This window comes from Nonomuraea sp. NPDC048826 (assembly GCF_043198225.1).
Classification (GTDB): Bacteria; Actinomycetota; Actinomycetes; order Streptosporangiales; family Streptosporangiaceae; genus Nonomuraea.
The window spans coordinates 210,321-236,637 of sequence record NZ_JBICUQ010000002.1 but is presented as its reverse complement, the minus strand read 5'-3'; the positions used below and the strand labels follow the sequence as shown (position 1 = coordinate 236,637).

At 73.4% G+C, this 26,317-nt stretch carries 21 protein-coding genes; 14 read left to right on the top strand and 7 right to left on the bottom strand.

The window, feature by feature from the left end; all coding sequences use genetic code 11:
• Positions 1–2 precede the first annotated feature (2 nt).
• The 6 genes from ACGFI7_RS06775 to ACGFI7_RS06750 all read left to right on the top strand — a co-directional run bounded on the left by ACGFI7_RS06775 (position 3) and on the right by ACGFI7_RS06750 (position 6,091).
• Positions 3–1,127, top strand: a complete 1,125-nt coding sequence (locus tag ACGFI7_RS06775) for a PucR family transcriptional regulator (RefSeq protein ID WP_393401870.1) — start codon at positions 3–5, stop codon at positions 1,125–1,127.
• Between the two features lie 103 nt (positions 1,128–1,230).
• The gene (locus ACGFI7_RS06770; RefSeq protein ID WP_393400090.1) at positions 1,231–2,127 is read left to right on the top strand and encodes an ACP S-malonyltransferase; all 897 of its coding nucleotides are present in this window, start codon (positions 1,231–1,233) and stop codon (positions 2,125–2,127) included.
• Positions 2,124–3,080 (top strand): beta-ketoacyl-ACP synthase III, encoded by a 957-nt coding sequence (locus tag ACGFI7_RS06765; RefSeq protein WP_393400088.1) that lies wholly within the window; start codon positions 2,124–2,126, stop codon positions 3,078–3,080. The genes ACGFI7_RS06770 and ACGFI7_RS06765 overlap by 4 nt, the downstream gene beginning before the upstream one ends.
• 74 nt (positions 3,081–3,154) lie before the next feature.
• Positions 3,155–3,394, top strand: coding sequence for an acyl carrier protein (locus ACGFI7_RS06760; RefSeq protein ID WP_393400085.1), 240 nt, complete (start codon positions 3,155–3,157; stop codon positions 3,392–3,394).
• A 39-nt stretch (positions 3,395–3,433) separates the two neighbouring features.
• Positions 3,434–4,666 carry a beta-ketoacyl-[acyl-carrier-protein] synthase family protein gene (locus tag ACGFI7_RS06755; protein ID WP_393400082.1) on the top strand — a complete coding sequence of 411 codons (1,233 nt, stop codon included), beginning with the start codon at positions 3,434–3,436 and terminating at the stop codon, positions 4,664–4,666.
• Complete coding sequence (locus ACGFI7_RS06750) at positions 4,667–6,091, top strand: acyl-CoA carboxylase subunit beta (RefSeq protein WP_393400080.1); 1,425 nt, start codon at positions 4,667–4,669, stop codon at positions 6,089–6,091.
• Between the two features lie 117 nt (positions 6,092–6,208).
• On the opposite strand, the gene ACGFI7_RS06745 is transcribed toward ACGFI7_RS06750, so the two are convergent.
• Positions 6,209–6,703 carry a DUF3145 domain-containing protein gene (locus tag ACGFI7_RS06745; protein ID WP_393400077.1) on the bottom strand — a complete coding sequence of 165 codons (495 nt, stop codon included), beginning with the start codon at positions 6,701–6,703 and terminating at the stop codon, positions 6,209–6,211.
• A 178-nt stretch (positions 6,704–6,881) separates the two neighbouring features.
• On the opposite strand from ACGFI7_RS06745, the gene ACGFI7_RS06740 reads away from it, so the two are divergent.
• From ACGFI7_RS06740 to ACGFI7_RS06725, 4 genes are all read left to right on the top strand, one after another.
• Positions 6,882–7,895: a S8 family serine peptidase gene (locus ACGFI7_RS06740; protein ID WP_393400075.1), complete on the top strand. Its 1,014-nt coding sequence runs from the start codon at positions 6,882–6,884 to the stop codon at positions 7,893–7,895.
• 72 nt (positions 7,896–7,967) lie between these two features.
• Positions 7,968–8,504: an RNA polymerase sigma factor gene (locus tag ACGFI7_RS06735; RefSeq protein WP_393400073.1), complete on the top strand. Its 537-nt coding sequence runs from the start codon at positions 7,968–7,970 to the stop codon at positions 8,502–8,504.
• The gene (locus ACGFI7_RS06730; RefSeq protein WP_393400071.1) at positions 8,501–8,947 is read left to right on the top strand and encodes a hypothetical protein; all 447 of its coding nucleotides are present in this window, start codon (positions 8,501–8,503) and stop codon (positions 8,945–8,947) included. The genes ACGFI7_RS06735 and ACGFI7_RS06730 overlap by 4 nt, the downstream gene beginning before the upstream one ends.
• A gap of 65 nt (positions 8,948–9,012) precedes the next feature.
• Positions 9,013–11,676 (top strand): CHAT domain-containing protein, encoded by a 2,664-nt coding sequence (locus ACGFI7_RS06725; RefSeq protein WP_393400068.1) that lies wholly within the window; start codon positions 9,013–9,015, stop codon positions 11,674–11,676.
• Between the two features lie 14 nt (positions 11,677–11,690).
• Here the strand turns inward: ACGFI7_RS06725 and ACGFI7_RS06720 are convergent, their stop codons facing one another.
• From ACGFI7_RS06720 to ACGFI7_RS06705, 4 genes are all read right to left on the bottom strand, one after another.
• Positions 11,691–12,506: a sulfurtransferase gene (locus ACGFI7_RS06720; protein WP_393400066.1), complete on the bottom strand. Its 816-nt coding sequence runs from the start codon at positions 12,504–12,506 to the stop codon at positions 11,691–11,693.
• A complete protein-coding gene (locus ACGFI7_RS06715; RefSeq protein ID WP_393400063.1) occupies positions 12,503–13,624 on the bottom strand; it encodes an alkaline phosphatase family protein in 1,122 nt (373 codons plus the stop codon). The genes ACGFI7_RS06720 and ACGFI7_RS06715 overlap by 4 nt, the downstream gene beginning before the upstream one ends.
• Before the next feature lie 81 nt (positions 13,625–13,705).
• Positions 13,706–14,296 carry a DUF5998 family protein gene (locus tag ACGFI7_RS06710; protein WP_393400060.1) on the bottom strand — a complete coding sequence of 197 codons (591 nt, stop codon included), beginning with the start codon at positions 14,294–14,296 and terminating at the stop codon, positions 13,706–13,708.
• 88 nt (positions 14,297–14,384) lie between these two features.
• Entirely contained in the window at positions 14,385–17,327 is a 2,943-nt protein-coding gene (locus ACGFI7_RS06705) for a GNAT family N-acetyltransferase (protein WP_393400057.1), read from the bottom strand.
• A 146-nt stretch (positions 17,328–17,473) separates the two neighbouring features.
• Here ACGFI7_RS06705 and ACGFI7_RS06700 point away from each other — a divergent pair, with 146 nt between their 5' ends.
• Positions 17,474–18,364 carry a carbohydrate kinase family protein gene (locus ACGFI7_RS06700; RefSeq protein WP_393400054.1) on the top strand — a complete coding sequence of 297 codons (891 nt, stop codon included), beginning with the start codon at positions 17,474–17,476 and terminating at the stop codon, positions 18,362–18,364.
• Between the two features lie 220 nt (positions 18,365–18,584).
• Here the strand turns inward: ACGFI7_RS06700 and ACGFI7_RS06695 are convergent, their stop codons facing one another.
• Positions 18,585–20,672: a RecQ family ATP-dependent DNA helicase gene (locus ACGFI7_RS06695; protein WP_393400052.1), complete on the bottom strand. Its 2,088-nt coding sequence runs from the start codon at positions 20,670–20,672 to the stop codon at positions 18,585–18,587.
• Between the two features lie 114 nt (positions 20,673–20,786).
• Between ACGFI7_RS06695 and ACGFI7_RS06690 the strand changes: the two genes are divergently transcribed.
• From ACGFI7_RS06690 to ACGFI7_RS06680, 3 genes are all read left to right on the top strand, one after another.
• Entirely contained in the window at positions 20,787–21,602 is an 816-nt protein-coding gene (locus tag ACGFI7_RS06690) for a hypothetical protein (RefSeq protein ID WP_393400050.1), read from the top strand.
• A 37-nt stretch (positions 21,603–21,639) separates the two neighbouring features.
• Entirely contained in the window at positions 21,640–24,132 is a 2,493-nt protein-coding gene (locus ACGFI7_RS06685) for a DNA topoisomerase (ATP-hydrolyzing) subunit A (protein WP_393400048.1), read from the top strand.
• 97 nt (positions 24,133–24,229) lie between these two features.
• Positions 24,230–25,009, top strand: coding sequence for a hypothetical protein (locus ACGFI7_RS06680; RefSeq protein WP_393400045.1), 780 nt, complete (start codon positions 24,230–24,232; stop codon positions 25,007–25,009).
• A gap of 9 nt (positions 25,010–25,018) precedes the next feature.
• On the opposite strand, the gene ACGFI7_RS06675 is transcribed toward ACGFI7_RS06680, so the two are convergent.
• Positions 25,019–26,275, bottom strand: a complete 1,257-nt coding sequence (locus ACGFI7_RS06675; protein WP_393400043.1) for an FAD-dependent oxidoreductase — start codon at positions 26,273–26,275, stop codon at positions 25,019–25,021.
• Positions 26,276–26,317: the final 42 nt, after the last annotated feature.

The following is a 26,317-nucleotide window of genomic DNA, read 5'->3' as shown; positions in this document are numbered from 1 at the left end:
CCATGGGCGCGCTCGGCACCGCCGCCATGGCCCGCATGGACGATCAGCTGCCGTGGTTCCGCGCGCTCAGCGCCGAGGACCGCTCGTGGGTCGGGCTGGTGGCGCAGGCCGGCATCGCCGCGTTCGTGGAGTGGTTCCAGCACGCCGGCGAGGACCGCCCCACGCCCAGCATCGAGTTCTTCGGCACCGCACCGCGCGAGCTGAAGCGCTCGATCTCGCTGCAGCAGACCGTCGACATCGTCCGGGTCGTGGTGGAGGTGGTGGAGGCCCAGGCCGACCAGCTGGCCGCGCCCGGCGGCGAGGAGCAGCTGCAGCAGGCCATGCTCCGCTACACCCGCGACGTGGCGTTCGCCGCCGCGCACGTCTACGCGCGCGAGGCCGAGGCCAGGGGCGCCTGGGACGCCCGGCTGGAGGCGCTGATCGTGGACGCGCTGGTGCGCGGCGAGGTCGACGACGGCCTCCACTCGTGGGCCGCCGCGCTCGGCTGGACGTCCTCGCCGGTGGTGGTGATCGCCGGTCACGCGCCCGACGGCGACCCGCGCGAGGTGATCGACGGGTTGCGCGAGCGGGGCCGCCGCATCGGCATGGAGCTGCTGGCCGGGGTGCAGGCCGACCGGCTGATCGTCATCGTGGGCGGGGCCGGCAGCCCGAACGACGCGGCCCGCCAGGTCGTGGCCCGGTTCGGCCAGGGCCCCATCGTCATCGGGCCGGAGGTGCCCGACCTGCACGCCGCCGCCAACTCGGCCAGGGCCGCGCTGGCCGGGCTGAAGGCGAGCCCCGGCTGGCCCGACGCGCCCCGGCCGGTGCACGCCGAGGACCTGCTGGCCGAGCGGGCGCTCGACGGCGACGAGGACGCCAGGGAGCAGCTGGTGGAGAACGTCTACCTGCCGCTGGCGGGCACCCCCCTGCTCGACACGCTCGCGACGTACCTGGAGCAGGGCACCTCGCTGGAGGCGACGGCGCGGCTGCTGTTCGTCCATCCGAACACCGTGCGCTACCGGCTGAGGAAGATCACCGAGCTGACCGGATACCAGCCGACGGAGGGCCGTTCCGCCTTCACGCTGCAGGTCGGACTCATCCTCGGGAGGCTCGCGGAGAGTGCCGTAACATGGCGGGCCCTAACGTAACTGAGGCGAAACCCAAACTGTAGGGTTCCTACAAAGCACCACGGACAAAGTGTGTGCAGATCTTCATCAGCGTGTCGGACTTCTACAGGGCATGGTGGACTTCGTGCTTGTACTCGTCGCGCCCGGTCAAGGCGCCCAAACTCCCGGTTTCCTCACTCCGTGGCTCGAACTTCCCGGCGTGGCGGACCGCCTGGCGGCCTGGTCCGAGGTGGCCGGGATCGACCTGATCGCCTGCGGCACCACCGCGGGAGCCGACGAGATCCGCGACACCGCCATCGCCCAGCCCCTGCTCGTGGCCGCCGCCCTCGCCTCCGCCGAGGTGCTCGGCGCGGCCCCCGACGTGCTCGCCGGCCACAGCGTCGGCGAGTTCGCCACCGCGGCCCTGGCCGGGGTGCTGACCCCGGAGCAGGCGCTGACCCTGGTCCGCGAGCGCGGGCAGGCCATGGCCAAGGCGGCGGCGATCACCGAGACCGGCATGACCGCGGTGCTCGGCGGCGTCGAGGACGACGTGCTGGCCGCGCTCGACCGGCACGGCCTGACCCCCGCCAACATCAACGGCGCCGGCCAGATCGTCGCGGGCGGCACCACCGAGCAGCTCGCCGCGCTCAAGTCCGATCCCCCGGCGCGCGCCCGGCTGATCCCGCTCTCGGTCGCGGGCGCCTTCCACACCGTCCACATGGCCTCCGCGGTCGAGCAGTTGCGGGAGGCGGCCGGCCAGGTCGAGCCCGCCGACCCGAAGGTCACCCTGCTGTCCAACGCCGACGGCACGGCCGTCACCGGCGGCGCGGAGGTCATGCGCCGCCTCGTCGACCAGGTGAGCAACCCCGTCCGCTGGGACGCCTGCATGGCCACCATGGCCGGTCTGGGCGTCACCCGGATGATCGAGCTGCTGCCCGGCGGCACCCTGACCGGTCTGGCCAGGCGCGGCCTGCGCGGCGTCGAGACCGTCGCACTCAAGACACCCGACGACCTCGACGCGGCCAGGGAGCTGATCAAGTGAGGATCCTCGACACCGCACCGGGGGCGAAGGTGCTGGCGCTCGGCCACTACCAGCCCTCCAACATCGTCACCAACGACGACCTGTCCAAGACCATGGACACCAGCGATGAGTGGATCCGGTCCCGCGTCGGCATCCAGGAGCGCCGGGTCGCCGGCCCCGCCGAGAGCCTGGAGGACATGGCTGTCCAGGCGGGCGGCAAGGCGCTGGCCGCCAGCGGCCTGGCCGCCGCCGACGTCGACCTGGTGATCGTGGCCACCTGCACGCTGGAGAGCCAGATCCCCAACGCCGCCGCGGTCGTGGCGCACCGCCTCGGCATCGCCGCGCCCGGCGCGTTCGACGTCAACGCCGCCTGCGCCGGCTTCTGCTACGCGCTCGCCACCGCCGACTCCGCCATCCGCTCGGGCTCGGCGACGAACGTGCTGGTCATCGGCGCCGAGAAGCTGACGCAGTGGCTCGACTGGACCGACCGCTCCACCGCGGTGATCTTCGCCGACGGCGCGGGCGCGGCCGTGGTCGGGCCGTCCGACACCCCGGGCATCGGCCCGGTAGTCTGGGGCAGCGCGGGCGACAAGTCCGACGCCATCGCGATCCCCGACCGTCACGGATCCCTCCATCAGGAGGGCCAGACCGTGTTCCGGTGGGCGACCACCGCGCTTCACCCGGTCGCCAAGCAGGCGTGCGAGCGGGCGGGCGTCGACCCGTCCGAGCTGTCCGCCTTCATCCCCCATCAGGCCAACCTGCGCATCATCGAGGCCATCGCCCGCAGGCTGGGCGCCGAGAAGGCCGTGGTCGCCCGCGACATCGTGCTCGCCGGCAACACCTCGGCCGCCTCCATCCCCCTCGCGCTCTCGCGCATGCTGGAGCGTGGTGAGGTCCGCTCGGGCGAGCTCGCGCTCGTCCTCGGCTTCGGAGCCGGCCTCACGTACGCGGGGCAGGTCATCGAGATTCCCTAGCCCCCCGTACGATCTCTCAGAGCTTGCACGGCCCGTCCGTGCAGAACCCAGGAAACCAAAGGAGAACCAACGACATGGCTGCCACCGAGCAGGAGATCCTCGAGGGCCTCGGCAAGATCATCAACGAGATCACCGGCATCCCGGCCTCCGACGTGACGCCCGAGAAGAGCTTCGTGGACGACCTCGACATCGACTCCCTGTCCATGGTCGAGATCGCCGTGGCCGCCCAGGACGAGTTCGGCGTCGAGATCCCCGACGACCAGCTCAAGAACCTGAAGACGGTCAAGGACGTCCTCACCTTCATCCAGAACTGACATCCGGCCATATCAACTGATCGACAAGGAGTGCGGAACGTGAGTGCAAACCGGGTACGTGTCGTCGTCACCGGGCTCGGCGCGACAACGCCCGTCGGTGGAGACGTCACTTCCTCCTGGTCGGCGCTCCTCGCCGGTCAGTCGGGCGTCGCGACGCTCACCCAGGACTGGGTCGACACCGTCCCCGTGACGTTCGCGGGGACGGCCGCCGTCGACCCGGCCGAGGTGCTGCCTCGGCCGGAGGCCCGCAGGCTCGACCGCAGCGAGCAGTTCGCCATGGTCGCCGCCCGCGAGGCCTGGCAGGACGCCGGGGCCCCCGCGGTGGCCCCCGAACGCCTCGGCGTGGTGGTGTCCAGCGGCATCGGCGGCATCAACACCACCCTGTCGGCCTACGACACCTACAAGGAGCGCGGCTGGAACCGGCTGTCGCCCTTCACCGTGCCGATGCTCATGCCCAACGGCCCGGCCGCCTGGATCGGCCTCGACCGGGGCGCCCAGGCCGGCGTGCACGCCACCGTGTCCGCCTGCGCCTCCGGCGCCGAGGCCATCGGCTACGCGATGGACATGATCAGGTCCGGCCGGGCCGACGTGGTGATCGCCGGCGGCACCGAGGCCGCCATCCACGGCCTCAACATCGCGGCGTTCGCCGCCGCCCGGGCCATGTCCACCCGCAACGACGACCCGCAGAGCGCGTCGCGGCCGTGGGACCGCGAGCGCGACGGGTTCGTGCTCGGCGAGGGCGCCGGCATCCTGGTCCTGGAGAGCGAGGAGTTCGCCAGGGCGCGGGGCGCGCGGGTCTACGCCTACGCCTCCGGTGTCGGCTACTCGGCCGACTCCCACCACATCACCCAGCCGGAGCCCGAAGGCCGCGGCATCATCATGGCGATGACGCAGGCGCTCACCGACGGCGACCTCACGGGGCAGGACGTCAAGCACGTCAACGCGCACGCCACCTCCACCCCCGCGGGTGACGTCATCGAGGTGCAGGCCGTCGCCAAGGCCATCGGCACCCACCCGCTGGTGACCTCGACCAAGTCCATGACGGGCCACCTCCTGGGCGGCGCCGGCGGCATCGAGTCCGTGTTCACCGTCAAGGCGCTCCACGAGCGGATCGTCCCCGCCACCATCAACCTCAACGACATCGACGACGGCATCGAGGTGGAGCTCGTCCACGGCGAGAACCGCACCCTGCCGGAAGGCGACATCGCCGCGGTCAACAACTCGTTCGGTTTCGGCGGCCACAACGTGACCGTCGTGTTCAAGGGGGCTTAAATGACCGTGCTCGACAACCGTCTCGCCGCCGAAGGCTCCGACCAGGAGCCTGCCGATCCACGCGATCCCGCCGTACGGCTCGCCGCGCTCCTCGACGAGGGCTCGCTGCGGCTGATCACCCCCGAAGACAAGAGCGGCGTGCTCGCCGCCATGGGCCGCGTCGAGGGAGTCCCCGTCGTCGCCTTCTCCAGTGACGCCCGCTTCCAGGGCGGCGCGATGGGCAGCGAGGGCTGCGAGCACATCGTGCACGCCTACGACGTGGCCGTCCGTGAACGGGTGCCGGTCCTCGGGATCTGGCACTCCGGCGGTGCGCGACTCGCCGAAGGCGCCGAGTCGCTGCACGCCGTCGGCCGCGTCTTCGCGGCCATGACGAAGGCGTCCGGCATCGTGCCGCAGATCTCGGTCGTGGTCGGGCCGGCCGCGGGCGGCGCCGCCTACGGGCCGGCGCTGACCGACCTGGTGATCCTTGCCGACTCGGGCCGCATCTTCGTCACCGGCCCCGACGTGGTGCGCAGCGTCACCGGGGAGAGCGTCGACAGCGCCGCGCTGGGCGGCACCGAGCCCCACAGCAAGCGCAGCGGCGTCGTCCACGTCGTCACCAAGACCGAGACCGACGCGCTGCTCAAGGCCCGTCAGCTGGCGGTGCTCCTCGGCCACCAGGGCCGGATCCGCCCGGCCGCCGTCGAAGAGGTCGACTTCTCCACCCTGCTGCCGGAGTCGGCGCGCCGCGCCTACGACGTCAAGCCGCTGGTCAACGGCCTGCTCGACGAGCCCGGCATCGAGCTCCACCCGAAGTGGGCGCCGAACGTCGTCACCTCGCTGGGCCGGCTCGGCGGCCGCACCGTCGGCGTGATCGCCAACAACCCGATGCGCCTGGGCGGCTGCCTCGACGCCACGTCCGCCGAGAAGGCGGCGCGGTTCGTCCGCATGTGCGACGCCTTCGGGGTGCCGCTGGTCGTGCTGGTGGACGTGCCCGGCTACCTCCCCGGCGTCGGCCAGGAGCACGACGGCGTGGTGCGCCGGGGCGCCAAGCTGCTGCACGCGTTCGCCGAGGCGTCGGTGCCGCGCATCACCCTGGTCACCCGCAAGGCCTACGGCGGCGCCTACATCGCGATGAACTCCCGGGCGCTGGGCGCCACCAAGGTGTTCGCCTGGCCGACGGCCGAGATCGCGGTCATGGGCCCGGTGGCGGCGGTGCGCATCCTCAAGCGGCGCGAGCTGGCGGCCGCGCCGGAGGAGGAGCGGGTGGAGCTGGAGCACCGGCTCGCCGAGGAGCACGAGAAGCTCTCCGGCGGCCTCGGCCGCGCACAGGAGATCGGCGTCATCGACGAGGTGATCAAGCCTGAGGAGACCCGGGGCGCGATCGCCAAGGTGCTCGCCCAGGCCACCCCGGCCAGGGGCGCGCACGGCAACATCCCGCTTTGACGCGCTCCCCGGCCTGAAGGCCGGAGCGCTGCGGACGAATGCGTAAACACGTGACGAGGAGGGCCCCGCACCAGGCACGGTGCGGGGCCCTCCTCGCGTGTCAGGCGCCGTACGGGATCACACGGCGGCGTGCAGCCAGCGGACCGGCGCGCCGTCGCCGGCGTAGCGGAACGGCTCCAGCTCCTCGTCCCACGGCTTGCCGAGCAGCTTGTCGAGCTCCTCCTCCAGCACGCACCGCCCCTGCGAGGCCATGAGCATCGCGGCGCGCAGCCGGTCTTCGGGGATCATGATGTCGCCCGAGGCGCCGATGACCGCGCTGAACGGGCCGAGCGTCGGGGTGTAGGCGTGACGGGACCCGTCGACGCCCGGCGAGGAGTCCTCGGTGATCTCGAACCGCAGGCGCTGCCACCCCATGAGGGAGGAGGCGATGGCGGCCGCGATGCCGGGACGGCCCTCCCATTCCGCCTGCGCCCGCACGACATTGGGCGCGGCGGGTTGCGGTGTCCACGTCAGGTCCACGGGCACGCCAAGGACACCCGCGACCGCCCATTCGATGTGCGGGCACAGCGCGGGCTGGGCCGAGTGGACGTACAGCACGCCACGAGCAGACACCGGACCTCCCGATTCGGTACGAGGTGCGCCTTCCCCAACGGCCTCGTCCAGTGGGAGTGATCACAAGTGACTAGGGAGAGACTACCGTCGGTCGCAACCCGACACCAGAGGGGGGCCATACCAAGTTGGTGCGCGTGTGACACGTGACAGCCGCTTCATCGGGGATAGATACCCGCTCATGGACATCCAATCGGCAGGGCACGCGCTCATCCGACCGGCCCAGGTCCTGACCGACCGCGGCGCGCTCTCGGCGGCGGAACGCTGGACCCAGGCCGTGTCCGAGGCCGACGGCGTCTGCGTGGTTCACCTGTCGCGCGGCGCCGACCCGTGCGAGCTGACCGCCGATCTGCGCGCGCACGGGTTCCGGGCCTCGCCCAACCACGTGTTCACCGGGCAGCCGCTGTTCTTCGGCGGGCCCGCCTCACGCCCGTTCCCCGCCGACCCGATCTCCTACCGGCCGGGACGGTCGCGTACCGAAGTGACGGTGGGCCTGCTCGACACCGGGGTGGCCGGCCACCCGTGGTGGGCCGACAGCGAGTGGTTCGGCCAGGTCGGTGAGGAGGCGCGCGACGCCGCGGAGGGGGCGCAGGCCGGACACGGCACGTTCATCGCCGGGCTGCTGGCCAGGCAGGCCCCGGGCGTGTCGCTCCAGGTGAGCCGGGTGCTCGACGGCGACGGGATGGGCGACGAGGCGACCGTGATCCGGGCGCTGCACCGCATGCGCGACCGCCCGCCGCAGGTGCTCAACCTGTCCTTCGGTGGCCACACCTTCGACGACCGGCCGCCGCCCCTGCTGGCCGACGCGCTGGCCGGGCTGCCCGACACGGTCCCGGTGGCCTGCGCCGGCAACACGGCGTCCGACCGGCCGTTCTACCCCGCCGCGCTGACCGGCACGCTCGCCGTCGGCGCCGTGGACGCGAGCGAACGCCGGCGCGCCCCCTACTCCGCGCACGGCGCCTGGGTCGACGCGTGCGCCCGTGGCGACTGGCTGGCCAGCAGTTTCCTGGAGCAGGGCGAGTTCGCGGGGTACGCGACCTGGAGCGGCACGTCGTTCGCCACCGCCGTGGTGGCCGGCACGATCGCCGCCGCCGCCCGCGACAGGCCGGCCCGGCAGGCCGCCGAGGAGATCCTCGGGCTCAGGGAGACCCGGCAAATTCCGGATCTGGGAGTTCTCGTTCCGTCGAGTCTGTAGAGTTTACGCTCAGTCCCCAGGCGATCACGAGGAGATAGATCAGCCTCCTCCGCCGGTCCGGAAGGAGGCCGTATGCCCGATCCGCGCCAGCCAGCGGAGCTGCTGCTCGCGGCCGCCTCCGGCGACCAGAGCGCCTGGAACGGGCTCGAGGCCAGGTTCGGCCCCCGCATGTGGGCGGTCGCCCGTGCCTGCGGGCTCAACGAGCCGGACGCCGCCGACGCGGTCCAGGGAGCCTGGCTGCGCCTGCTGGAGCACCTGCACGACATCAGGGACCCGGCGGGAGTGGGCGCGTGGCTGGCGACGACCACGCGCCGCGAGGCGCTCCTGCTGATCAAGAAGGCGAAGCCCGGACCCGCCCCCTTCGACGTCACGCACGACCCCGATCCAGAGTCAGCCGTCCTGGAGGCCGACGGCAACCGCATGCTCTGGAAGACGGTCTCCACACTCGAAGAGCCCTGCCGCAGCCTGCTCACGCTGGTCGCGTCCGATCTCGGGAGCCGGCAGGTGGCCGTGCGACTGGGCCTCCCCGTCGGCAGCGTCGGCCCGACCCGGGCCCGCTGCCTGGCGAAACTGCGCACCCTGATCTCACTACAGGAGACGGTGCAATGATCGACGACGAATACTTCCTGGCGGCCCTCCGGCTGGCCTCCGGGCACGACCCCATGCCGGGTCACGTGTCCGCCGCCGCGCGTGAGGCCTTCGCCTTACGGGTCCCGCACGCGGTGACCGCCCTGCCCGCCGGCTACACCGCCGCCCGGGGGGTGCGGGGCGCCGAGAGCCCGCAACTGGTCCGGTTCGTCACGGCCGGTCTCACCTTCGACCTGGAGGTGACCGTCGGCGACGGCCTGATCGACGTGGCGGGCCAGGTCGGCCCGCCGCCCGGTGAGGGCTGTCACGTCGACATCCGCACGCCTCACCTGACGCTGACCAGGCGTCTCGCCGGTACGGGCCAGTTCGCGGCCACGGGCCTGCCTCCGGGCTGGCTGAGCGTGGTCTGCCACCGGCCCGGCCACGCGCCCGTCCAGACACGGTGGGTGCGCGTCCGACCATGACTCCGGCCGGGGCCGAGGGATCCGCAGTCCCTCCGGTCCCCGCCGCTTCTCCACCGAGGCAGCGCATGGCGACACCGGAGATCACCCGTACCCCGGGCCGTTCCTCCCACAGCGCGCTGCTCGTGCGCGCGGCGGAGATGGCGGTGCTGCGCTCGGTGATCGATCCGCGTCAGGCGCTGCGCGCCGGGCGCAAGGTGCTGGAGGCGGCCGAGCAGGCCGGCGACGGCGAGGCCGCCGCCGTGGCGCTGCGCGCGATGGCGCTGGCCTCGCGCGAGCTCGGCGACCTGCAGGCCGCCGAGCAGCGGCTGCGGCAGGCAGTCCAGACTCCCGGCGCGCCGCCGGGGCGGGTGGCGCAGGCGCGGCTCTCCCTCGTCACCGTGCGCACCGAACGCGGTCACCCGCTGCAGGCGCTCAGGCTGGCCGCGCTGGCGTGGGCCTACCTGTCGCCGCTCGACCGGGCCAAGCTCGACACGCAGCGCGCCGTGGCCCTCGCCCACCTGGGGCGCTACCAGGAGGCGATCGCCTGCTGCGACCGGGCGACGCGGGCGCTCGTGGCGGCTCCCGGCACCATCGACGACCGCAGGTTCCTGGCGGGCGGGCTGCTCAACCGGGGGCTGGTGCACGCCTATCGCGGCGGCTGGGATCAGGCGATGCGCGACATCAGCGCCTGCCTGCAGATCGCCAGGCACGCCCGGCTGTCCCACCTCGCGCGGCTCGCCGCCGCCAACCTTCCGTTCCTGGCCGTACGGCGGGGCGACATCGGCGGGGCGTTCACCCACTACCGGGAGGCCGAAGACACGCTGTTCGGGTTCCCTGAGCGGCTGGCGACGATGCGGGCCGACTTCGCGGGCGCGCTGCTGGCCGCCCACCTGCCCGGCGAGGCGCGGGCGCTGCTCAGCCTGGCGGTGCCCGATCTGGAGGAGTCCGGGGCGCAGGTGGCGCTGGCCGAGGCCCGGCTCAAGCTCGCCCAGGTGGAGTTGCTGACGGGCGACGCGCGGGAGGCCATGGCGGTGGCCGAGCGTGCCATGCGGGAGCTGTCGGAGCAGGACCGTCAGGCGTGGCTGCCGCCGGCCAGGGAGGTGGTGCTGCGCTCCCGCCTGGCGCTGGAGCCACCGACGCCCGCGTTGCTGGCGGAGCTGGTGGCGTGCGCGGGCGACCTGGAACGGGACCCCGCCCACCTGGCCGAGGGCGCCTCCCTGCGGCTGACGGCGGCCGAGACCGCGCTCGCGCTCGGCGACCGCGCCGCGGCGCTGGCGCAGCTCTCCCACCTGACCGCGCGGCCCCCTCGGGAGCGGCGGATCCCGCCGGGCGAGCGCCGCACCCCGCTCGCCTCTCCCGCCCAGGCCGGGTACGTGCCCGCGGGGCAGGTGCCGCCGCTGGTGCGCCAGCATGCCCTGGCCCTGGCGGCGGCGCTGCGTGAGGACGTCCCCGCCGCGTTCCGGGCCGTGCAGGAAGGGCTGGCGGGGATGGGCGGCCAGGTGGACAGCCTGGACGACCCGTCGCTGCGCGCCCACGCGGCACGGGCCGGTGGCCGGCTGGCGGCGTTCGGGCTGCGGCTGGCGGTGCGTGACGGGTGCGCCGAGGAGGTGTTCGAGTGGGCGGAGCGCTGGCGGGCCGTCACGGCGCCGTCGCATGCGCGCCTGCCGCACGGTGCGGGCCCGCCAGAGGTGCGGGCGGCGCTGGGTCGGGCGGCGCTGGTCGAGTACGTCACGGACGACAGCTCGCTGTTCGCCGTGGTGGTGACGGGCGAGCGGATGGCGCTGCGGCCGCTGGGGGCGTTGCGGGAGGTCAAGGAGGCGCTGATCCGGCTGCGTTACTCGCTGCGCCGGGCCGCCCTGCACGACGGAGCGGCCGGGGCGGAGCCGATCGCGGCCGCCGGGGCGGAGCTGGAGCTGCTGCTGCTGGCTCCGCTCGCCGCCGAGCTGGGCGACCGTCCGCTGGTGCTGGTGCCCACGGGCGTCCTGCACACCCTCCCGTGGGCCGCGCTGCCCATGCTGCGCGAACGTCCGGTCACGGTGGCGGCCAGCGCCCGGTCGTGGCTCGCCGCCGTCGCCGGCGCCGCCCCCGTTCATCCCCGGCGCCCGCCCCGCTCCGCCGCCCGGCCGGGGCCGGGCGCGTCGGGCGCTCCGGTCGAGGGACCGGCTGTCGGTGCGGACGTCGTACGGTCCGGCGGTGCGGCGGTCACGGTGGCCGCGGCGGCGGGGCCGGGGCTGACGTACGCGCGGGAGGAGGTGGACCGGATCGTCGCCACCCACCCGGGAGGCCGGGCCGTGCCCGCCCTGCGTGACGACGTGCTCGCCGCGCTGGCCTCGTACGACGTGGTGCACCTGGCCGCGCACGGGGTGTTCCACGCCCGCAGCCCGCTCCTGTCGGGCATCACGCTGGACGACGGCCAGCTCATGGCCTACGACCTGCTCGACCGCGGGCGCACGGCCCGGCTGGTGGTGCTGTCGGCGTGCGACTCGGGCATGGCACGCACGCCGACGGACGGCGCGCCGCTCGGCCTGGCGGGCGCGTTCCTGGCCCAGGGGACGACCTGCGTGGTGGCCGGGATGGTGCCGGTGGGCGACGAGGACGCGCTGATGGTGATGAGCCGCTTCCACGAGCTGCTCGCCGCCGGCCACACCCCGGCGTCGGCACTCGCCGCCGCCTCGGCCCGGACCGGGATCGCGGCGTTCACCTGCTTCGGGGCCGGCGACCAGCCTCTCGTGCCCTGCCGCCCGGCATAGCGCTCCGGCGGCGGTCAGCCCGTGGCGACCGGCCGGGACGGGTCGGTCACCCAGTGGGACCAGGAGCCGACGTACAACGCGGCGGGACGCCCGGCCACCTCCAGGGCCAGCACCTGGTGGGCGGCCGTCACGCCGGACCCGCAGTAGGCGCCCGCCGGCACACCCTCACGGGCGCCCAGCGCGTCGAAGCGCCGCCGCAGCTCGCCAGGAGGCAGGAAGGCACCGTCGGGGGTGACGTTCTCCGTGGTGGGAGCGCTGACCGCGCCCGGGATGTGGCCGGCCACCGGGTCGATCGGCTCGACCTCGCCGCGGTAGCGTTCGGCGGCCCTGGCGTCGAGCAGCACCCCCGACGAGGCGAGGGAGGCGGCCTGGTCGGCGTCGAGCACGGGCATCGCGCCCGGCCGGGCCGTGAAGTCGCCGGGCGCGGGCACCGGCTCCTCCTTGACGACCGGCAGCCCGGCCGCCTCCCAGGCGGGCAGCCCGCCGTCGAGGACCCGTACGTCCTGATGGCCGAAGTAGCGCAGGGTCCACCAGGCGCGGGCCGCCGCGGTGGACGCGGTGTCGTCGTAAACCACGACCGGGCGCGCGTCGGAGACGCCGAGCCGCCGCATCGCCCGCTCGAACGCGCCGGTGGCGGGCAGCGGGTGACGCCCGCCCTCGCCCGGCGGGCCGGCCAGGGCGGCGTCGAGGTCGCAGAAGACGGCGCCCGGCAGGTGGCCCTCGCGGTAGAGGTCCAGGCCGGACGGGCCGCCCAGCCGCCAGCGCACGTCGAGCAGGGTGACGTCGCCGAGCGCGGCGAGGGCGGACGGGGTGATCAGCGGACCGGTCACCGGGTGCTCACCTCCAGGAGCGGGATGTTCTGCTCGATCGCGGTCATCGAGCCGTGGTAGCCGGTGAAGATCGCTTCGAGCCGGTGGGCGGACGGGGCGACGATGGCCAGGTCGGTGTACGGGACCGCGATCACGTCGCCGATGCGGCCGAGCCACTCGGTCAGCACCCGCGGGCCGAACCAGCCCGACTCGACCGCCTCCTCCCGCGGCACCACCCAGGCCTGGCCGCGCAGCACCTCGCGCCAGGCGGCGAGCACCTCGCCCGCGGCGCCCTCCCGCGCGTAGACGTGGCGCGCCCTGGCCTCGCCGCCGAGCATCGCCACCTCGTGGGCCAGCTCGGGAGTGGCCTCGGCGTCGAGCTTCTCCGAGGCGTTGACCATGCCGTGGTCGGCCGTCACGTACAGGGCGGAGCCGGGCGGCAGGCCCGCGGCGATGCGCTCGGCCATGGCGTCGACGACGGCGAGCTGCGCCAGCCACTCCTCGCTGCCCCAGCCCGTCATGTGGCCCATCGCGTCGAGGTCGCCGTAGTAGACGGTGACGTGGGCGCGCGGCCGCCGCAGCTCGGCCAGCACCCGGGCGACGCGGTCGTCGACGGTCTCGGCCGCCGCGTAGCGGACGCCGCGGAAGACGGCGCCGGTCAGCCCTGAGCCCTCGAACTCGCCGGGCGCCACGTAGACGGCGTCGACGCCGGCCGCCGCCGCGCGCTGGTAAACAGTGTCGCCGGGCTGCCATTCGAGCGGGTCCATGGGCATGCCGGACCAGCGCAGGCAGTTGAACAGGCGGCCGGTGCCGGGGACGGCCAGGCTCAGGCCGAGCATGCCGTGCTCGCCGGGCGAGACGCCGGTGCCGAGCGAACACAGGCTGGTCACCGTGGTGGCGGGAAACCCGGCGGTCAGCGTACGGGACCCGCCCAGGAGGCTCGCCAGGAACGGCGCCGAGGCGGCGTGCGCGGCGAGCAGCTCGGCGCCGAGGCCGTCGACCAGGAACACGCAGGTGCGCTCGGCAGGGGGGAGGTCGAGGGGATTGGGCACGTCCAGGCCCAGGGCCGCCAGCAGCGACCGGGACAGGTCGGGCAGCGACCCGGCGCCGTACGCCGGCACGAGGGGCCCGTTCGTCATGACCCGGATCCTATCGGCCCCGCCCCTCATCAGCCCAGACGAAGATCCCGCCCGCCCACGCGGAGAAGGCCGGGCCCCGGGTCAGGCGGCGGCGCGGGCGGTGGCTTCGGACAGGGCCTTGGCGAAGGCCAGGACGTGGGTGACCGCCTCGGGGCCGTCGGCCGCCTCGCTGACCCGCAGGGACAGGTCGTCGGCGGTGATGGCGCCGGTGTAGCCGTGGTCGGCCTCGCAGTTCTCGTCGCCGCAGGTGGCCGGCTCCAGGTCGACATGGGAGATGGCGCCCCAGCCGATCGTCAGCGTGACCTCCGTCGGAGGGACACCAGGGACGTAAGACGCGGGCTCGGGAACCACCCGGGTGACCGCCACCGACTGGATGCGGCCGAGCTGGACGGCCTCGGTGGTGGTGGAGGCGTGCGCCGTCGAGACGCCCTCCACGGCGGGATGCTCGTCGGTGTGGCAGACCATGAGCCTCGAACCCGTCAGCACCAGGACGGTGACGTGCCTGCGCACCTCCATCGCGGGATCGAAGGTGGCCTCGTGGTGCACCACGAAAGCCGTGACGGCCTCCTTGCCCAGCGCGGATTCGACCGCATCGGTGACGAGGTCGGGATAGTAGCCGCTGCGCTCGATCGCTTCACGCAGGCCCGCGGCTGAGACTCGGGTTTCCCTCATGGATCCAGTTTGCCAGGGACGCACAGTGCAACCACCCGCTAGATGTAACGCTCTATAACGTCTCCGTGCGCAGGGGGAACCGGGGCCGTCAGCTCAGACGGCGGGGGCCGCCGTCGAGGCGGGGGCCCGCCGGAGTGCGCAGGACGGCCCTGGCGCCGAGCACCGTCACGCCCTCCTCGCCCACGAGCACCTGATCCAGGTCGAGCCTGGCCAGCTCCGGCAGGTCGTGGGCCAGGCGGCTCACCCTGATCAGCAGGTCTTCCAGGGCGTCCACCGCGACCGGCGGGTAACCGTACTCGCCGAACAGCAGCGGCGCGGCCCGGACCGAGCGCACCAGCCCGGCCGCGTCCTCCCGGGTGAGCGGGGCCAGCCGGAAGCCGCGGTCCTGCAGCAGGCGGGCGGTCACCTCGCCCAGCCCGAACGACACGACGGGGCCGAACGCCGGGTCCTCCACGACGCTCACCACCGTCGGCACGGCGGGCTGCGGCGCCATCCGCTGCACGGCCAGCGCGGCTCCGTCACCGAGCTGCTGGGTGAACTCCTCGTACGCGTGCCGCACGGCGTCGGCGGTCGGCAGCCCGAGGCGCACCGTGCCCGCCCGCCGGGACGCCTCCGGGTCGGCGACCTTGAGCACGACCGGCCAGCCGAGCCGTTCGGCGGCCCTGGCGGCCTCCTCGGCCGAGCCGACCACTTCGGCGGGCCAGACGGTGAGGCCGTAGCAGGCGAGCAACTCGGTGGCGTCGGCCTCGACCGGCGGGCCCGCCGCCGCGAAGTAGGGCGCCCTCCCCTGTTCGGTGTCCTGCGCGGAAGCGCTTCCGGCCACCGGTCCAGCGGAAGGCCCGTTCGCTGACGGCTCCGCGGCGGAGGCGTCCGTCGAAGGGCGCACCGGGGCCTGATCGTCCGCCGAGTGGCTGGACTCCGGGGACGGCGGGCCGGCCGGCACGTCGCCGCCCGGCGAGACGGTCTCCCCGCTGGAGTCGACCATCTCGGGGGTGCCGACCGTGAGCCCGCCACTCCCGGGGGTTCCCTGGTCAGCGGCCTCATCGGCACCGACGTCGAGGCCCTCGGCGAGCGTCGCGGCGGCCAGGGAGCGGGCGCGGGCGGTGTCGGCGTCTTCCAGTTCGGGCGGCGGCGCGGCGGGCTCGGCCCGCCACCGGGCGTAGCGGACGGCGTGGGCCAGGGCGCGCACCGCTTCCTCGGGGGCCGCGTACGAGGGGATGGAGCCCCGCTCGGGCCTGGGCCCGGTCTGCAGGTGCGGGTGCATGCCGAGATGACCTTGGAACGTGGCCAGCACCGGCTTCGACGCGCCCTTCGACGCCCGGAGCAGCTCGGCGGCGACCCCGGCCGCGTCGCCGGGGATGGGCGGCATGTAGATGACGACCGCGGCGTCCACCTCGGGTGAGGCCAGTTCGCCGGCGAGCCCCGTACCGAACTCGGACGGCCCGGCCGCCGCACCGAGGTTGACCGGCGCGCGCGGCGACAGACCGGCGGCCACGCAGGCGTCGGCGGCGAGCAGGCCGAGCGCGTCGGAGTTGGTCACCACGGCCACCCGCGGCCCGGCCGGGAGCGGCTGATAGGCCAGCAGTTGACCGACGTCGAAGAGCTGGATCAGGTCGTCGACCCGGATCAGCCCCGCCTGCTCGAACAGCGAGCTGATCGCCGAGTCGGGCAGCCCCAGCTCCTTGGCGGAGTGGCCGGACGGCGTGCCGCCGCTCTTGACCACCACGATCGGCTTGCCGCGGGAGATCCGCCTGGCCAGGCGGGTGAACTTGCGCGGGTTGCCCAGCGACTCGAGGTAGAGCAGGATCACCTCGGTCGCGTCGTCTTCCTCCCAGTACTGCAACAGGTCGTTGCCCGAGACGTCGGCCCGGTTGCCCGCGGAGACGAACGACGAGATGCCCATGCCCCGCTGCGCCACCCGCTGCAGCAGGGCGGTGCCGAGCGCGCCCGACTGGCTGAAGAAGCCGACGGAGCCCCGGCCGGGGACGGTCGCGGCGAGCGTGGCGTTGAGCTTGACGGCGGGGTCGGTGTTGGCGATGCCGAGGCAGTTGGGGCCGACGACGCGCAGGCCGTGGGCGCGGGCGATGCGGGCCAGCTCGTCCTGGCGGGCGCGGCCCTCCTCGCCCTTCTCGCCGAACCCGGAGGAGACCACGACCAGGCCGTGCACGCCCTTCTCGGCGCACTCCTTCACCACGTCCAGCACGCTCCCGGCGGGGACCGCCACGACGGCCAGGTCGACGTCGTCGTCGATGGCGGCGACGCTCGGGTAGGCGCGCACGCCGGCGACGGCGCGCGCCTCGCGGTGCACGGGGTAGACGGGACCCGCGAAGTCGGCGGCGAGCAGGTTGCGCAGCACGGTCTGGCCGACGCCGCCGGGCTCGCGGGAGACGCCGATGACCGCGACCGAGCCGGGGGCCAGCAGCCGGGCGATGGACCGGGCCTCGGCGCGGTGCTCGCGGGCGATGGTGACCTCGGTGGCGGTCTCGGTGGGGGTGAGGTCGAGCGTCATGCGGACCACGCCGTCGGCGAACCGGCTCTCGGCGGTGTAGCCGACCTGGCGCAGCACGCCCATCATCTTCATGTTGGCGGGCAGCACGTCGGCGACGAAGCGCTCGATGCCGCGCTCGCGGGCGGTGGCGGCCAGGTGTTCGAGCAGCACCGAGGCCACTCCCCTGCCCTGGTGGGCGTCCTCGACCAGGAACGCGACCTCGGCCTCGCCCGGCCCGGTGCGGTCATAGCGGATGACCGCCACCATGTCGGCGCCGATCGTGGCGATCAGGGCGACCCGGCTGACGTAGTCGACGCTGGTGAACCAGCGCACCTCGCGGTCGGACAGCCGGGGCCGCGGCCCGAAGAAGCGGAAGTAGATGGACTCGTCGGACAGCCGCGAGTAGAAGGCACGCAACCGATCGGCGTCGGTGGGCCTGATGGGGCGCACGTGGGCGGTCCCGCCGTCGGCGAGGACGACGTCCGCTTCCCAATGAGCTGGATATTGTGCCTCCACAGTCCCGAGACTAAACCCGCATCCCACATGTCAAGAATCCCCGGTGCGTTTGGGCAACGGATGTGCATCGACTGAGGCCGGGTCTATGGGGTCCGCCCCACGAGCAGCCCCGAAGCTGTTAGTTTTGCCGTGGCCAGGCTCGATTGGTATGCAGCAAACAAGGTGGTGGCATCATGACGCGGGTCGTCGTGGTGGGCGATCTCATGACCGACGCGGTGGCGCGCGCCCGTTATGCGCTCGCCAGGGCGAGCGACACACCCGCGGTCGTGACCATGCACGGAGGCGGCTCGGGCGCCAACATCGCCTCGTGGCTGGCGGTCGAGGGCGCGGAGGTGGCCTTCATCGGCCGCCGGGGCGCCGACATCACCGGCCGCAACCGCGACATGGAGCTGATGGGCTACGGCGTCGACGCCCGGCTCGTCATGGATCCCGAGCGGCCCACGGGCACCTGCGTGGTGCTGGTGACCCACAAGGGCGAGCGCACCATGCTCTCCGACCCCGGCGCCAACGCGGCGCTGGCCCCAGAAGACCTGCCGCGCGACCTGTTCGGCGGCGGCCACCTCCACCTGTCGGGCTACACGCTGATCAACGAGGGCTCGCGCGACGCGGGTCTGGCCGCGCTCGACATGGCGCGCCGGTCGGGGATGTCGATCTCCGTCGACTGCGCCTCCGCGGCTCCCCTTGAGCGTACGGGCGCGGAGCCGTTCCTGGAGTGGACGAGCGGCGCCAAGCTGCTGCTCGCCAACGTCGACCAGGCCAAGGTGCTGACCGGTCGCGACGAGCCCGAGGCGGCGGCCAAGGTGCTGACCGCGTGGTTCCCCGAGGTCGTGATCAAGATGAACTCCGAGGGCGCGCTGTGGTTCGGCAACGGCCGCCCCGAGCCGGTGCGGGCGGCGGCCGAGCCGGTCGACCGCATCGTCGACGGCACCGGCGCGGGCGACGCGTTCTGCGCCGGGTTCCTGCCGGCGTGGCTGTCGGGCAAGCCGCCGGCGGAGTCGCTGAGCGCCGGCTGCAGCCTGGCGTCCAAGGCCATCGTGCACCTGGGAGCGCGCCCGCGCCTCTAGCGGGTCGTTCTGCGCCCCGGCGGGAGGAGCTGACCGCCTGCGGCTTCGCCACCACGTACGTCCACCGCGAGACGCCCGGACAGTCCGTGCGCACGGCGCCCGCCGAGGCGGGCATCCCGGTCACCGTGCGGCGGGGTCGCCGGGGAGGCGCTCGTCTGGCGCACCTCGCTCCCGGTGAGCGGGCCGTGACCGACGACCTGGAGACCACCGCGCCCGTTGATCAGGACGCGACGGCCAGGGCCAGCGGGAGGACGGCGGGGGCGCCGGCGTGGCGGATCAGGGCGGCGCCGAGCGTCATCGTCCAGCCGGTGTCGACCCGGTCGTCGACCAGCAGCACCGGGCCGCCGCACGCCGCCACCGCGGCGCTCAGCTCCTTCGGCATGGCGAGCGTCGCCCGTACGGCCTGGACCCGCTTGGCGCTGTTGAACTGCTGACCGGGCGGCCCCGCACGGTAACCCAGCTCGCCGAGGTAGGTGAGGCGGCCCACCTGCGCCAGCCGCTCGCCGAAGCCGCGCACCAGCAGGGGCCTGGTCGAGGAGGGCACCCCGACCACGGCCACCGGCCGCTGCTCCCACTCCCAGGCGGACAGCACCTTGATCACGGCCGCGAACATGTCGTCGGGCATCGGCCCGTCGGGGCCGTGGAACAGCTCGCGCAGCCGGTTGCCCCAGCCGATGTCGGTCAGCCTGCCGAGCGCGCGGCCGGGCTCGGCGCCGAGCTCGGGCTTGATGCGCCCGGACAGGTCGGACAGGCCCGTCGGCCACTGCTTGCGCGGATCGATCTCCACGCCCGGCCGGGCCAGCCGTTCGCGGGCGCGCTCGACGGCCGGTGCGGCGATGTCGGGCGAGCGGTGGCGGCCGGTGCAGTTGTCGCAGCGGCCGCACGGCGTGGCGGCCTCGTCGTCGAGCAGCTCGCGCAGGTAGTGCTCGCGGCAGCGGTCGGTGGTGAGGTAGCCCAGCATGGCCTCCTGCTCGGCCCTGCGTTCGGCGGCGATGCGGGAGTAGCGCTCGGCGTCGTAGTGCCACGGCTCGCCGGTGGCCTCCCAGCCGCCCTTGACCCGGCGGACCGCGCCGTCGACGTCGAGCACCTTGAGCATCATCTCCAGGCGGGTGCGGCTCAGGTCGACGGCGCTCTCCAGCGCGGGGGTGGACATGAGGCCCCGCTCCTCCAGCGTCTGAAGCACGGTGCGGACGACCGGCTCGGGAGGGAAGGCCAGGGAGGTGAAGTAGGCCCAGATCTCGCGGTCCTCGACCCCGGGCAGCAGGATCACCTCGGCCCGCTCGACGCCGCGCCCGGCCCGGCCCACCTGCTGGTAGTAGGCGACCGGCGACTGCGGGGCGCCGATGTGGACGACGAACCCCAGGTCGGGCTTGTCGAACCCCATGCCGAGCGCGCTCGTCGCGACCAGCGCTTTGATCTTGTTGTTGAGCAGCGCCTCCTCGGCCGCCAGCCGCTCGGCCGGGTCCGTCTGGCCGGTGTAGGCGGCGACCTCGTGGCCCTGCTCGCGCAGGTGGCCCGCGATCTCGTGGGCGGCGGCGACGGTGAGCGTGTAGACGATGCCGGAGCCGGGCAGCTCGTGGAGCGTCTGGGCCAGCCAGGCCAGCCGCTGCTCGGCGGTCGGCAGCCGGACCACGCTCAGGTGGAGGCTCTCGCGCTCCAGCGGCCCGCGCAGCACCAGGGTGTCGTCACCCATCTGCTCGGCGACGTCGCGGGTGACCCGGGCGTTGGCCGTGGCGGTCGTGGCGAGCACCGGGATGCCGGGCGGCAGCTCCGCGAACAGCGTGGCCAGCCGACGGTAGTCGGGACGGAAGTCGTGGCCCCAGTCGGAGATGCAGTGGGCCTCGTCGACCACGACCAGACCGGCGCTCTCGGCCAGCTCGGGCAGGACGTTGTCGCGGAAGTCGGGGTTGTTGAGCCGCTCGGGGCTGACCAGGAGCACGTCGACCTGGCCGTCGGCGACCTGGCCGTAGATCTCCTCCCACGCCTCGGGGTTGGCGGAGTTGATCGTCACGGCGCGGATGCCGGCGCGCTCGGCGGCGGCGATCTGGTTGCGCATGAGGGCGAGCAGCGGCGAGACGATGACGGTCGGCCCCTCGCCCAGCTCGCGGAGCAGCGCGGTGGCGACGAAGTAGACCGCCGACTTTCCCCAGCCGGTGCGCTGCACGACCAGCACCCGCCGCCGGTCGACGACGAGCGCCTCGATGGCGGCCCACTGGTCGTCACGCAGCCGGGCGTGCTCGCCCGCCAGGGCCCGCAGCTTCTCCTCGGCCTCTTCGCGCAGCATCGCCGCGTCGGGGGCGTCAATCATGGGTTCCTTGTTACCAGGTCCCGCCGACGATTCCGAGCCGGGCAAGGGGAACCGGGCGGTTCGGAGAATCGTTGAAGCGACATCAGCCGCTTATCGTGCCCCAGGGGAGGGGTCATGACAGAGGCACTCCAGGCGTTCCGGGGGCGGGGGCCCTGGCTTCGAAGTCGGACAGCGTTCAGGGCGGCGACGGCGCTGGCCCTGGTCTTCATGCTGGGAGCGGCCGGGTGCGCCGGGTCGGGTGTCAAGGCCTCCTATCACCCGGCGCTCCTTCCCGTGAAGCTGGAGTGGGGCAATGGCGCCATCAAGATCACCGGAGAGAAGTCGATCGTCACCCCCATCGGCGTCTTCGCCGTGGGGCTCGAACACCCGGTGGTGGCCAAGAAGGAGAACGCGCTCTACGTCATCTTCCGCAACCGCGACGCCAGCCTGCCCGGTTCGACCGTCGCGGGGGTGGACCACGTCTACGAGGTGCTGAGCGGCGGCGGACGGTTCGTCGCGGTGGTGAACGGCACGGCGACGATCGAGATCAGCAAGCAGGAGGTGCTGATCGACGTCACGGACGGCACGCTCAAGGTCGTCGAGTTCAAGGGGGCCCAGGCGGTCGTCCAGGAGCAGCCGGGCGGCATCGGCAAGCGGTGGCAGGAGTTCTGGGACGACTGCTTCTACTCTCCCATGGCCCTGTCCAGGTGGGCCTACGACGACTCCACCATGGACCGGTGGTACGGCCTGGGCTTCCTGTGGTTCCTCGTCCGCCTGATTCTCGCCCTCGTTCTCGGCGTCGTGGACCTGATCCTCACCGTGGGCTGCTTCCTGGCCGCCGTCGGATATCTGGTGGCGGGGACGACGGGGCGGAACATCGTGTACGGCGTCGAGGCGCTCATCGGGATGCTCTTCGTCTTCGTCGCCCTCGCCGTGGCCCAGGACTCCTGAGGCGACGTGTCGCGCACACCCGCAATTCTTCGGCACAATGTTCGACATGGCCCGACGCACGACCGCACCCCCTCCGGATGACTTCGAGGAGCGCATCGTCGACATTGACGTGTCGTCCGAAATGCGCACCAGCTTCCTGGAATACGCCTACTCCGTCATCTACCAGCGGGCGTTGCCCGACGCGCGCGACGGGCTGAAGCCGGTCCAGCGGCGCATCCTCTACTCGATGAGCGAGATGGGCCTGCGGCCCGACCGGGGGCACGTCAAGTCGTCCCGCGTGGTCGGCGACGTCATGGGCAAGCTCCACCCTCACGGTGACAGCGCCATCTACGACGCCCTGGTACGGCTGGCGCAGCCGTTCTCGATGCGGTTGCCGCTGGTCGACGGCCACGGCAACTTCGGCTCGCCTGACGACCTGCCGGCGGCCATGCGCTACACCGAGGCCAGGCTGGCCCCGGCGGCGATGCTCATGGTGGAGTCGATCGACGAGGACACCGTCGACTTCAAGCCCAACTACGACGGGCAGGAGACCGAGCCGACGGTCATGCCGTCGGCGTTCCCCAACCTGCTGGTCAACGGCACCACCGGCATCGCGGTCGGCATGGCGACCAACATGGCGCCGCACAACCTGACCGAGGTCGTCGCGGCCGCCCGCCACCTGATCAAGAAGCCGACCGCGACGCTCGACGAGCTGATGAAGTTCGTGCCCGGCCCCGACCTGCCGACCGGCGGCACCATCATCGGCCTGCAGGGCGTCCGCGACGCCTACGAGACCGGCCGCGGCACCTTCCGCATGCGGGCCACCTGCACCGTCGAGCAGATCACCCCGCGCCGCAAGGGCATCATCGTCACCGAGCTGCCCTACAACGTCGGCCCCGAGCGCGTGGTCACCAAGATCAAAGAGCTGGTGACCAGCAAGAAGCTGCAGGGCATCGCCGATCTGAAGGACCTCACCGACCGGCACAAGGGCCTGCGCCTGGTCATCGAGATCAAGAACGGCTTCATCCCCGAGGCGGTCCTGGAGGAGCTCTACCGGCTGACGCCGATGGAGGAGACCTTCGGCATCAACAACGTCGCGCTGGTCGACGGCGAGCCGCGCACACTGGGCCTGCGCGAGCTGCTTCAGGTGTACGTGAACCACCGGCTGGAGGTCGTCCGGCGGCGCTCGGAGTTCCGCCGCCGCAAGCGCGAGGACCGGCTCCACCTGGTCGACGGCCTGATCATCGCGCTGCTCAACATCGACGAGGTCATCCAGGTGATCCGCGCCTCCGATGACTCGGCGCAGGCGCGCGAGCGTCTGATGAGCGTGTTCGACCTGACCGAGGTGCAGGCCGCCTATATCCTCGACACGCCGCTGCGCCGCCTGACCCGCTACGACAAGCTGGAGCTCGACCGCGAGAAGGAGACCCTCACCGAGGAGATCGCCGAGCTGACCGCGATCCTGTCGTCGGAGACGCGGCTGCGCCAGGTGGTCTCGGGCGAGCTGGCCGAGGTGTCCAAGAAGTACGGCACGCCGCGCCGCACCGAGCTGCGTGAGGCCTCCGGCCAGACCCGCACCCCCGTGGTGTCGCTGCAGGTGGCCGACGACCCGTGCCTGGCGCTGCTGTCGTCCACGGGCCTGCTCGCCCGCACCGCCGACGACTCGCCGCTGGCCGGCGAGGGCGGCCGGTCCCCTCATGACGTGCTGGTCTCCGCCGTCCGCACCACCGTGCGCGGCGAGGTGGGGGTGGTGACGTCACAGGGCCGGCTGATCCGCGTCCAGGTGGTCGACCTGCCGACGCTGCCGGCCGCCGCCGCCCCGCCGTCGTTGTCGGGGGGCCATCCGGTCTCCGAGTACGTGTCGCTGGAGCCGGGCGAGACCGTGGTCGGGCTGGGTTCGCTCGACCCGGCGGGGCCCGGCCTGGCGCTCGGCACGGCGCAGGGCGTGGTCAAGCGGGTGGTGCCCGAATACCCCGCCAACCGTGACGACTTCGAGGTGATCACGCTCAAGGACGGCGACACGGTGGTGGGCGCGGTCGAGCTGGAGTCCGAGGATCACGACGTGGTGTTCATCACGTCGGAGGCCCAGCTGCTGCGCTTCTCCGCGTCGCTGGTCCGGCCGCAGGGGCGCCCGGCGGGCGGCATGGCGGGCGTCCGCCTCGACGACGGGGCGCGGGTCATCTGGTTCGGCGCGGTCGACCCGTCCAGGCCGGCCCACGTGGTGACGGTCGCGGGCTCGTCCACCGCCCTGCCGGGCACGCAGATCGGCGGCGGCAAGGTGTCCGACTACGCCGACTTCCCGGCCAAGGGCCGGGCCACGGGCGGGGTGCGCGCCCAGCGGTTCCTGAAGGGTGAGGACGTCCTGCTGCTGGCCTGGGCGGGCGCGGCCCCGGCCAAGGCGGTCTCCGCCGTGGGCAAGCCCGTTCCGCTGCCTGATGAGATCGGCCGTCGCGACGGCTCCGGCGTCCGCCTCACCCACACCATCGGCGCCATCGGCGGCGCTCTGGGCTCGGGGCCCGCCCCCGAGCGGTCCGCTCCACCGGAAGCCTGATCGGGGCCCGCGCCACCCAGGGTGGCGCGGGTCCTTCCCCCGCAGCCTGATCGCCAGGCGTGGTGAACCCCCGCCGCGAGATGATCGTGGTACGGGTATGAGATCCCGTTGGGTGGTCGCCCTGGTGTTGATGCTCCCGGCGTGCGGCAGCACAGGAGTTCAGGAGACCGGGACCACGCCGAGGCCGGAGCAGACCGCCGGGTCGCTCGCCGAGCCGACCGCGGACGGGTCCGGGGGGCGTCCTGTCGGGCAGTGGCTGCGGGTGGGTGGTCTGATGGCTCCCGGCCTCGCGGCCGTGCGCCCTCCGATGCTGGTGGTCTACGCCGACGGCCGGGCCGTCGCCGACGCCGCGCGCGTCCTGCGCCTCTCGCCCGCCGAGACCGCAACCCTGGTCAAGGCCCTCGAACATGACCTGGCAGGGCAACCCGCCACCGCCTCGCCCCGGCCGGGAACACGGAAGGTCTATGACGCGCCCACCACCGTCCTGGGCGTCGACGGCGGCAAGGGGATGCGCGAGGTGCGCGTACCGGCTCTGGAGCATGCCGAATCCGGCTACGACGCCGCGCTCGTCACCGCCCGCGACCGCCTCGCCCGCCTGGCCGCCCGCGTGAGCGCGCAGGGCCGGAGCTACTCGGCCGACCGGGTACGCCTGTCGGCCGAGCAGATTTCGGCCCCCGAGACGCCCGCCAAGCCCTGGCCCGGGGGCGTCCCCCTGCCGCCCGAGACGCAGGCGCGCTCGGGCAGGAAGGACTACAAGGGCGCCAAGGCGCGCACGATCACCCGGTCGATACCGGATGCCGGACTCTGGCACGTCTATCGCAGGCCGACCGGTGAGCACATCGCGCTCTCGTGGCGCTATCTGCTCCCCCACGAGTAGAGCTCCAGGCTACTCCGCCACGGTCGCCCTGCCTGCCGGCGTCTTGCCGGGGTCGCGGCGGGCGAAGGCCGGGGCGCGTTCGGGGCGCGGGCCGACGCCGATCAGGTAGGCGGGGACGTACGAGAGAGCGGGGAAACGGCGCAGGAGCCGCAGCAGCAGCGCGGGCGGCCCCGACCAGGTGCCGCGCAGCACCCGCACGACCAGCGCGCGGTGCATCACCCGCTGGAGGGCCTGCACGGCCGCCGTGGCGGGCAGCCGGCGGGCGCGTACCCGGGCGAGGGCCGCCGGAGTGGGCCGGCCGCGGCGCAGCGGCCCGGCCAGCAGCGTCGCGGCGGCGACGGCGTCCTGGATCGCCAGGTTGATGCCCACGCCGCCGACGGGCGACATGGCGTGCGCCGCGTCGCCGATGCACAGCAGGCCGTCGGTGTGCCAGCGGTTCAGCCGGTTGAGCCGGACGTCCAGGTGCTTGACGTCGTCCATCGAGGTCAGCTCGCTCACCTTGCCGGCCAGGTCCGGCACGGCCTCGGCGATCTCGCGGCGGAGCGGTTCGAGCCCGCGGGCGCGGAACGCCGGGTCGAAGCCCTTGGGGCCGATGTAGCCGATCTGGAAGTGGGTCTCGCGGGGCAGGACGATGAACAGCCGATCGGCGGTGACACGCGGGATGAGCGCGCCGAGATCCTCCTCCTTTGCGCGCGGCAGCCGGAACCACCACACGTCGAACGGCACGCGGCGCTCCTTGACCCGCAGCCCGGCCTCCCGGCGGGCGAGGGACCAGCGGCCGTCGCAGGCCAGGGTCAGGTCGGCGCGGAGCTCGCCGTCCTGCCCGTCCTCGGTCCGGTAGCGCACGCCGGCGACCCGCCCACCCTCGTGGACGAGGCCGGTGACCTCGGTGCGCATCCGCAGCGTGAAGCCGGGCTCCTCGCGGGCGGCGTCGGCGAGCAGGGTGAGCAGGTCCCACTGCGGGACCATGGCGATGTACGGGTGACGCACCCTGAGCCGGGACAGGTCGCCGAAGACCACCTGGCGGCCACCGGCGGGGAACGCGACCTCGGTGATGTGGTACTGGGGCAGGCGGGCGAAGCGCTCGCCCAGGCCGAGGTCGTCGAGCAGGTCGAGCGTCGACGGGTGAACGGTGTCGCCCCTGAAGTCACGCAGGAAGTCGGCGTGCTTCTCCAGGACCGTCACGGCGACCCCGGCGCGGGCGAGCAGCAGGCCGGCGACCATGCCGGCGGGGCCGCCCCCGATGATGACGCAGCGTCCGGTCATCGCGATCACCAGATTTCATCATGTGTTGAATAACCTCATGAT

Coding starts and splice junctions, on each gene's coding strand:
- ACGFI7_RS06690 (WP_393400050.1), top strand. CDS start 20,787: ATGACAGAGGCACTCCAGGCGTTCCGGGGGCGGGGGCCCTGGCTTCGA.
- ACGFI7_RS06740 (WP_393400075.1), top strand. CDS start 6,882: ATGGACATCCAATCGGCAGGGCACGCGCTCATCCGACCGGCCCAGGTC.
- ACGFI7_RS06710 (WP_393400060.1), bottom strand. CDS start 14,296: ATGAGGGAAACCCGAGTCTCAGCCGCGGGCCTGCGTGAAGCGATCGAG.
- ACGFI7_RS06725 (WP_393400068.1), top strand. CDS start 9,013: ATGGCGACACCGGAGATCACCCGTACCCCGGGCCGTTCCTCCCACAGC.
- ACGFI7_RS06750 (WP_393400080.1), top strand. CDS start 4,667: ATGACCGTGCTCGACAACCGTCTCGCCGCCGAAGGCTCCGACCAGGAG.
- ACGFI7_RS06695 (WP_393400052.1), bottom strand. CDS start 20,672: ATGATTGACGCCCCCGACGCGGCGATGCTGCGCGAAGAGGCCGAGGAG.
- ACGFI7_RS06700 (WP_393400054.1), top strand. CDS start 17,474: ATGACGCGGGTCGTCGTGGTGGGCGATCTCATGACCGACGCGGTGGCG.
- ACGFI7_RS06675 (WP_393400043.1), bottom strand. CDS start 26,275: ATGACCGGACGCTGCGTCATCATCGGGGGCGGCCCCGCCGGCATGGTC.
- ACGFI7_RS06760 (WP_393400085.1), top strand. CDS start 3,155: ATGGCTGCCACCGAGCAGGAGATCCTCGAGGGCCTCGGCAAGATCATC.
- ACGFI7_RS06680 (WP_393400045.1), top strand. CDS start 24,230: ATGAGATCCCGTTGGGTGGTCGCCCTGGTGTTGATGCTCCCGGCGTGC.
- ACGFI7_RS06735 (WP_393400073.1), top strand. CDS start 7,968: ATGCCCGATCCGCGCCAGCCAGCGGAGCTGCTGCTCGCGGCCGCCTCC.
- ACGFI7_RS06775 (WP_393401870.1), top strand. CDS start 3: ATGGGCGCGCTCGGCACCGCCGCCATGGCCCGCATGGACGATCAGCTG.
- ACGFI7_RS06685 (WP_393400048.1), top strand. CDS start 21,640: ATGTTCGACATGGCCCGACGCACGACCGCACCCCCTCCGGATGACTTC.
- ACGFI7_RS06715 (WP_393400063.1), bottom strand. CDS start 13,624: ATGACGAACGGGCCCCTCGTGCCGGCGTACGGCGCCGGGTCGCTGCCC.
- ACGFI7_RS06730 (WP_393400071.1), top strand. CDS start 8,501: ATGATCGACGACGAATACTTCCTGGCGGCCCTCCGGCTGGCCTCCGGG.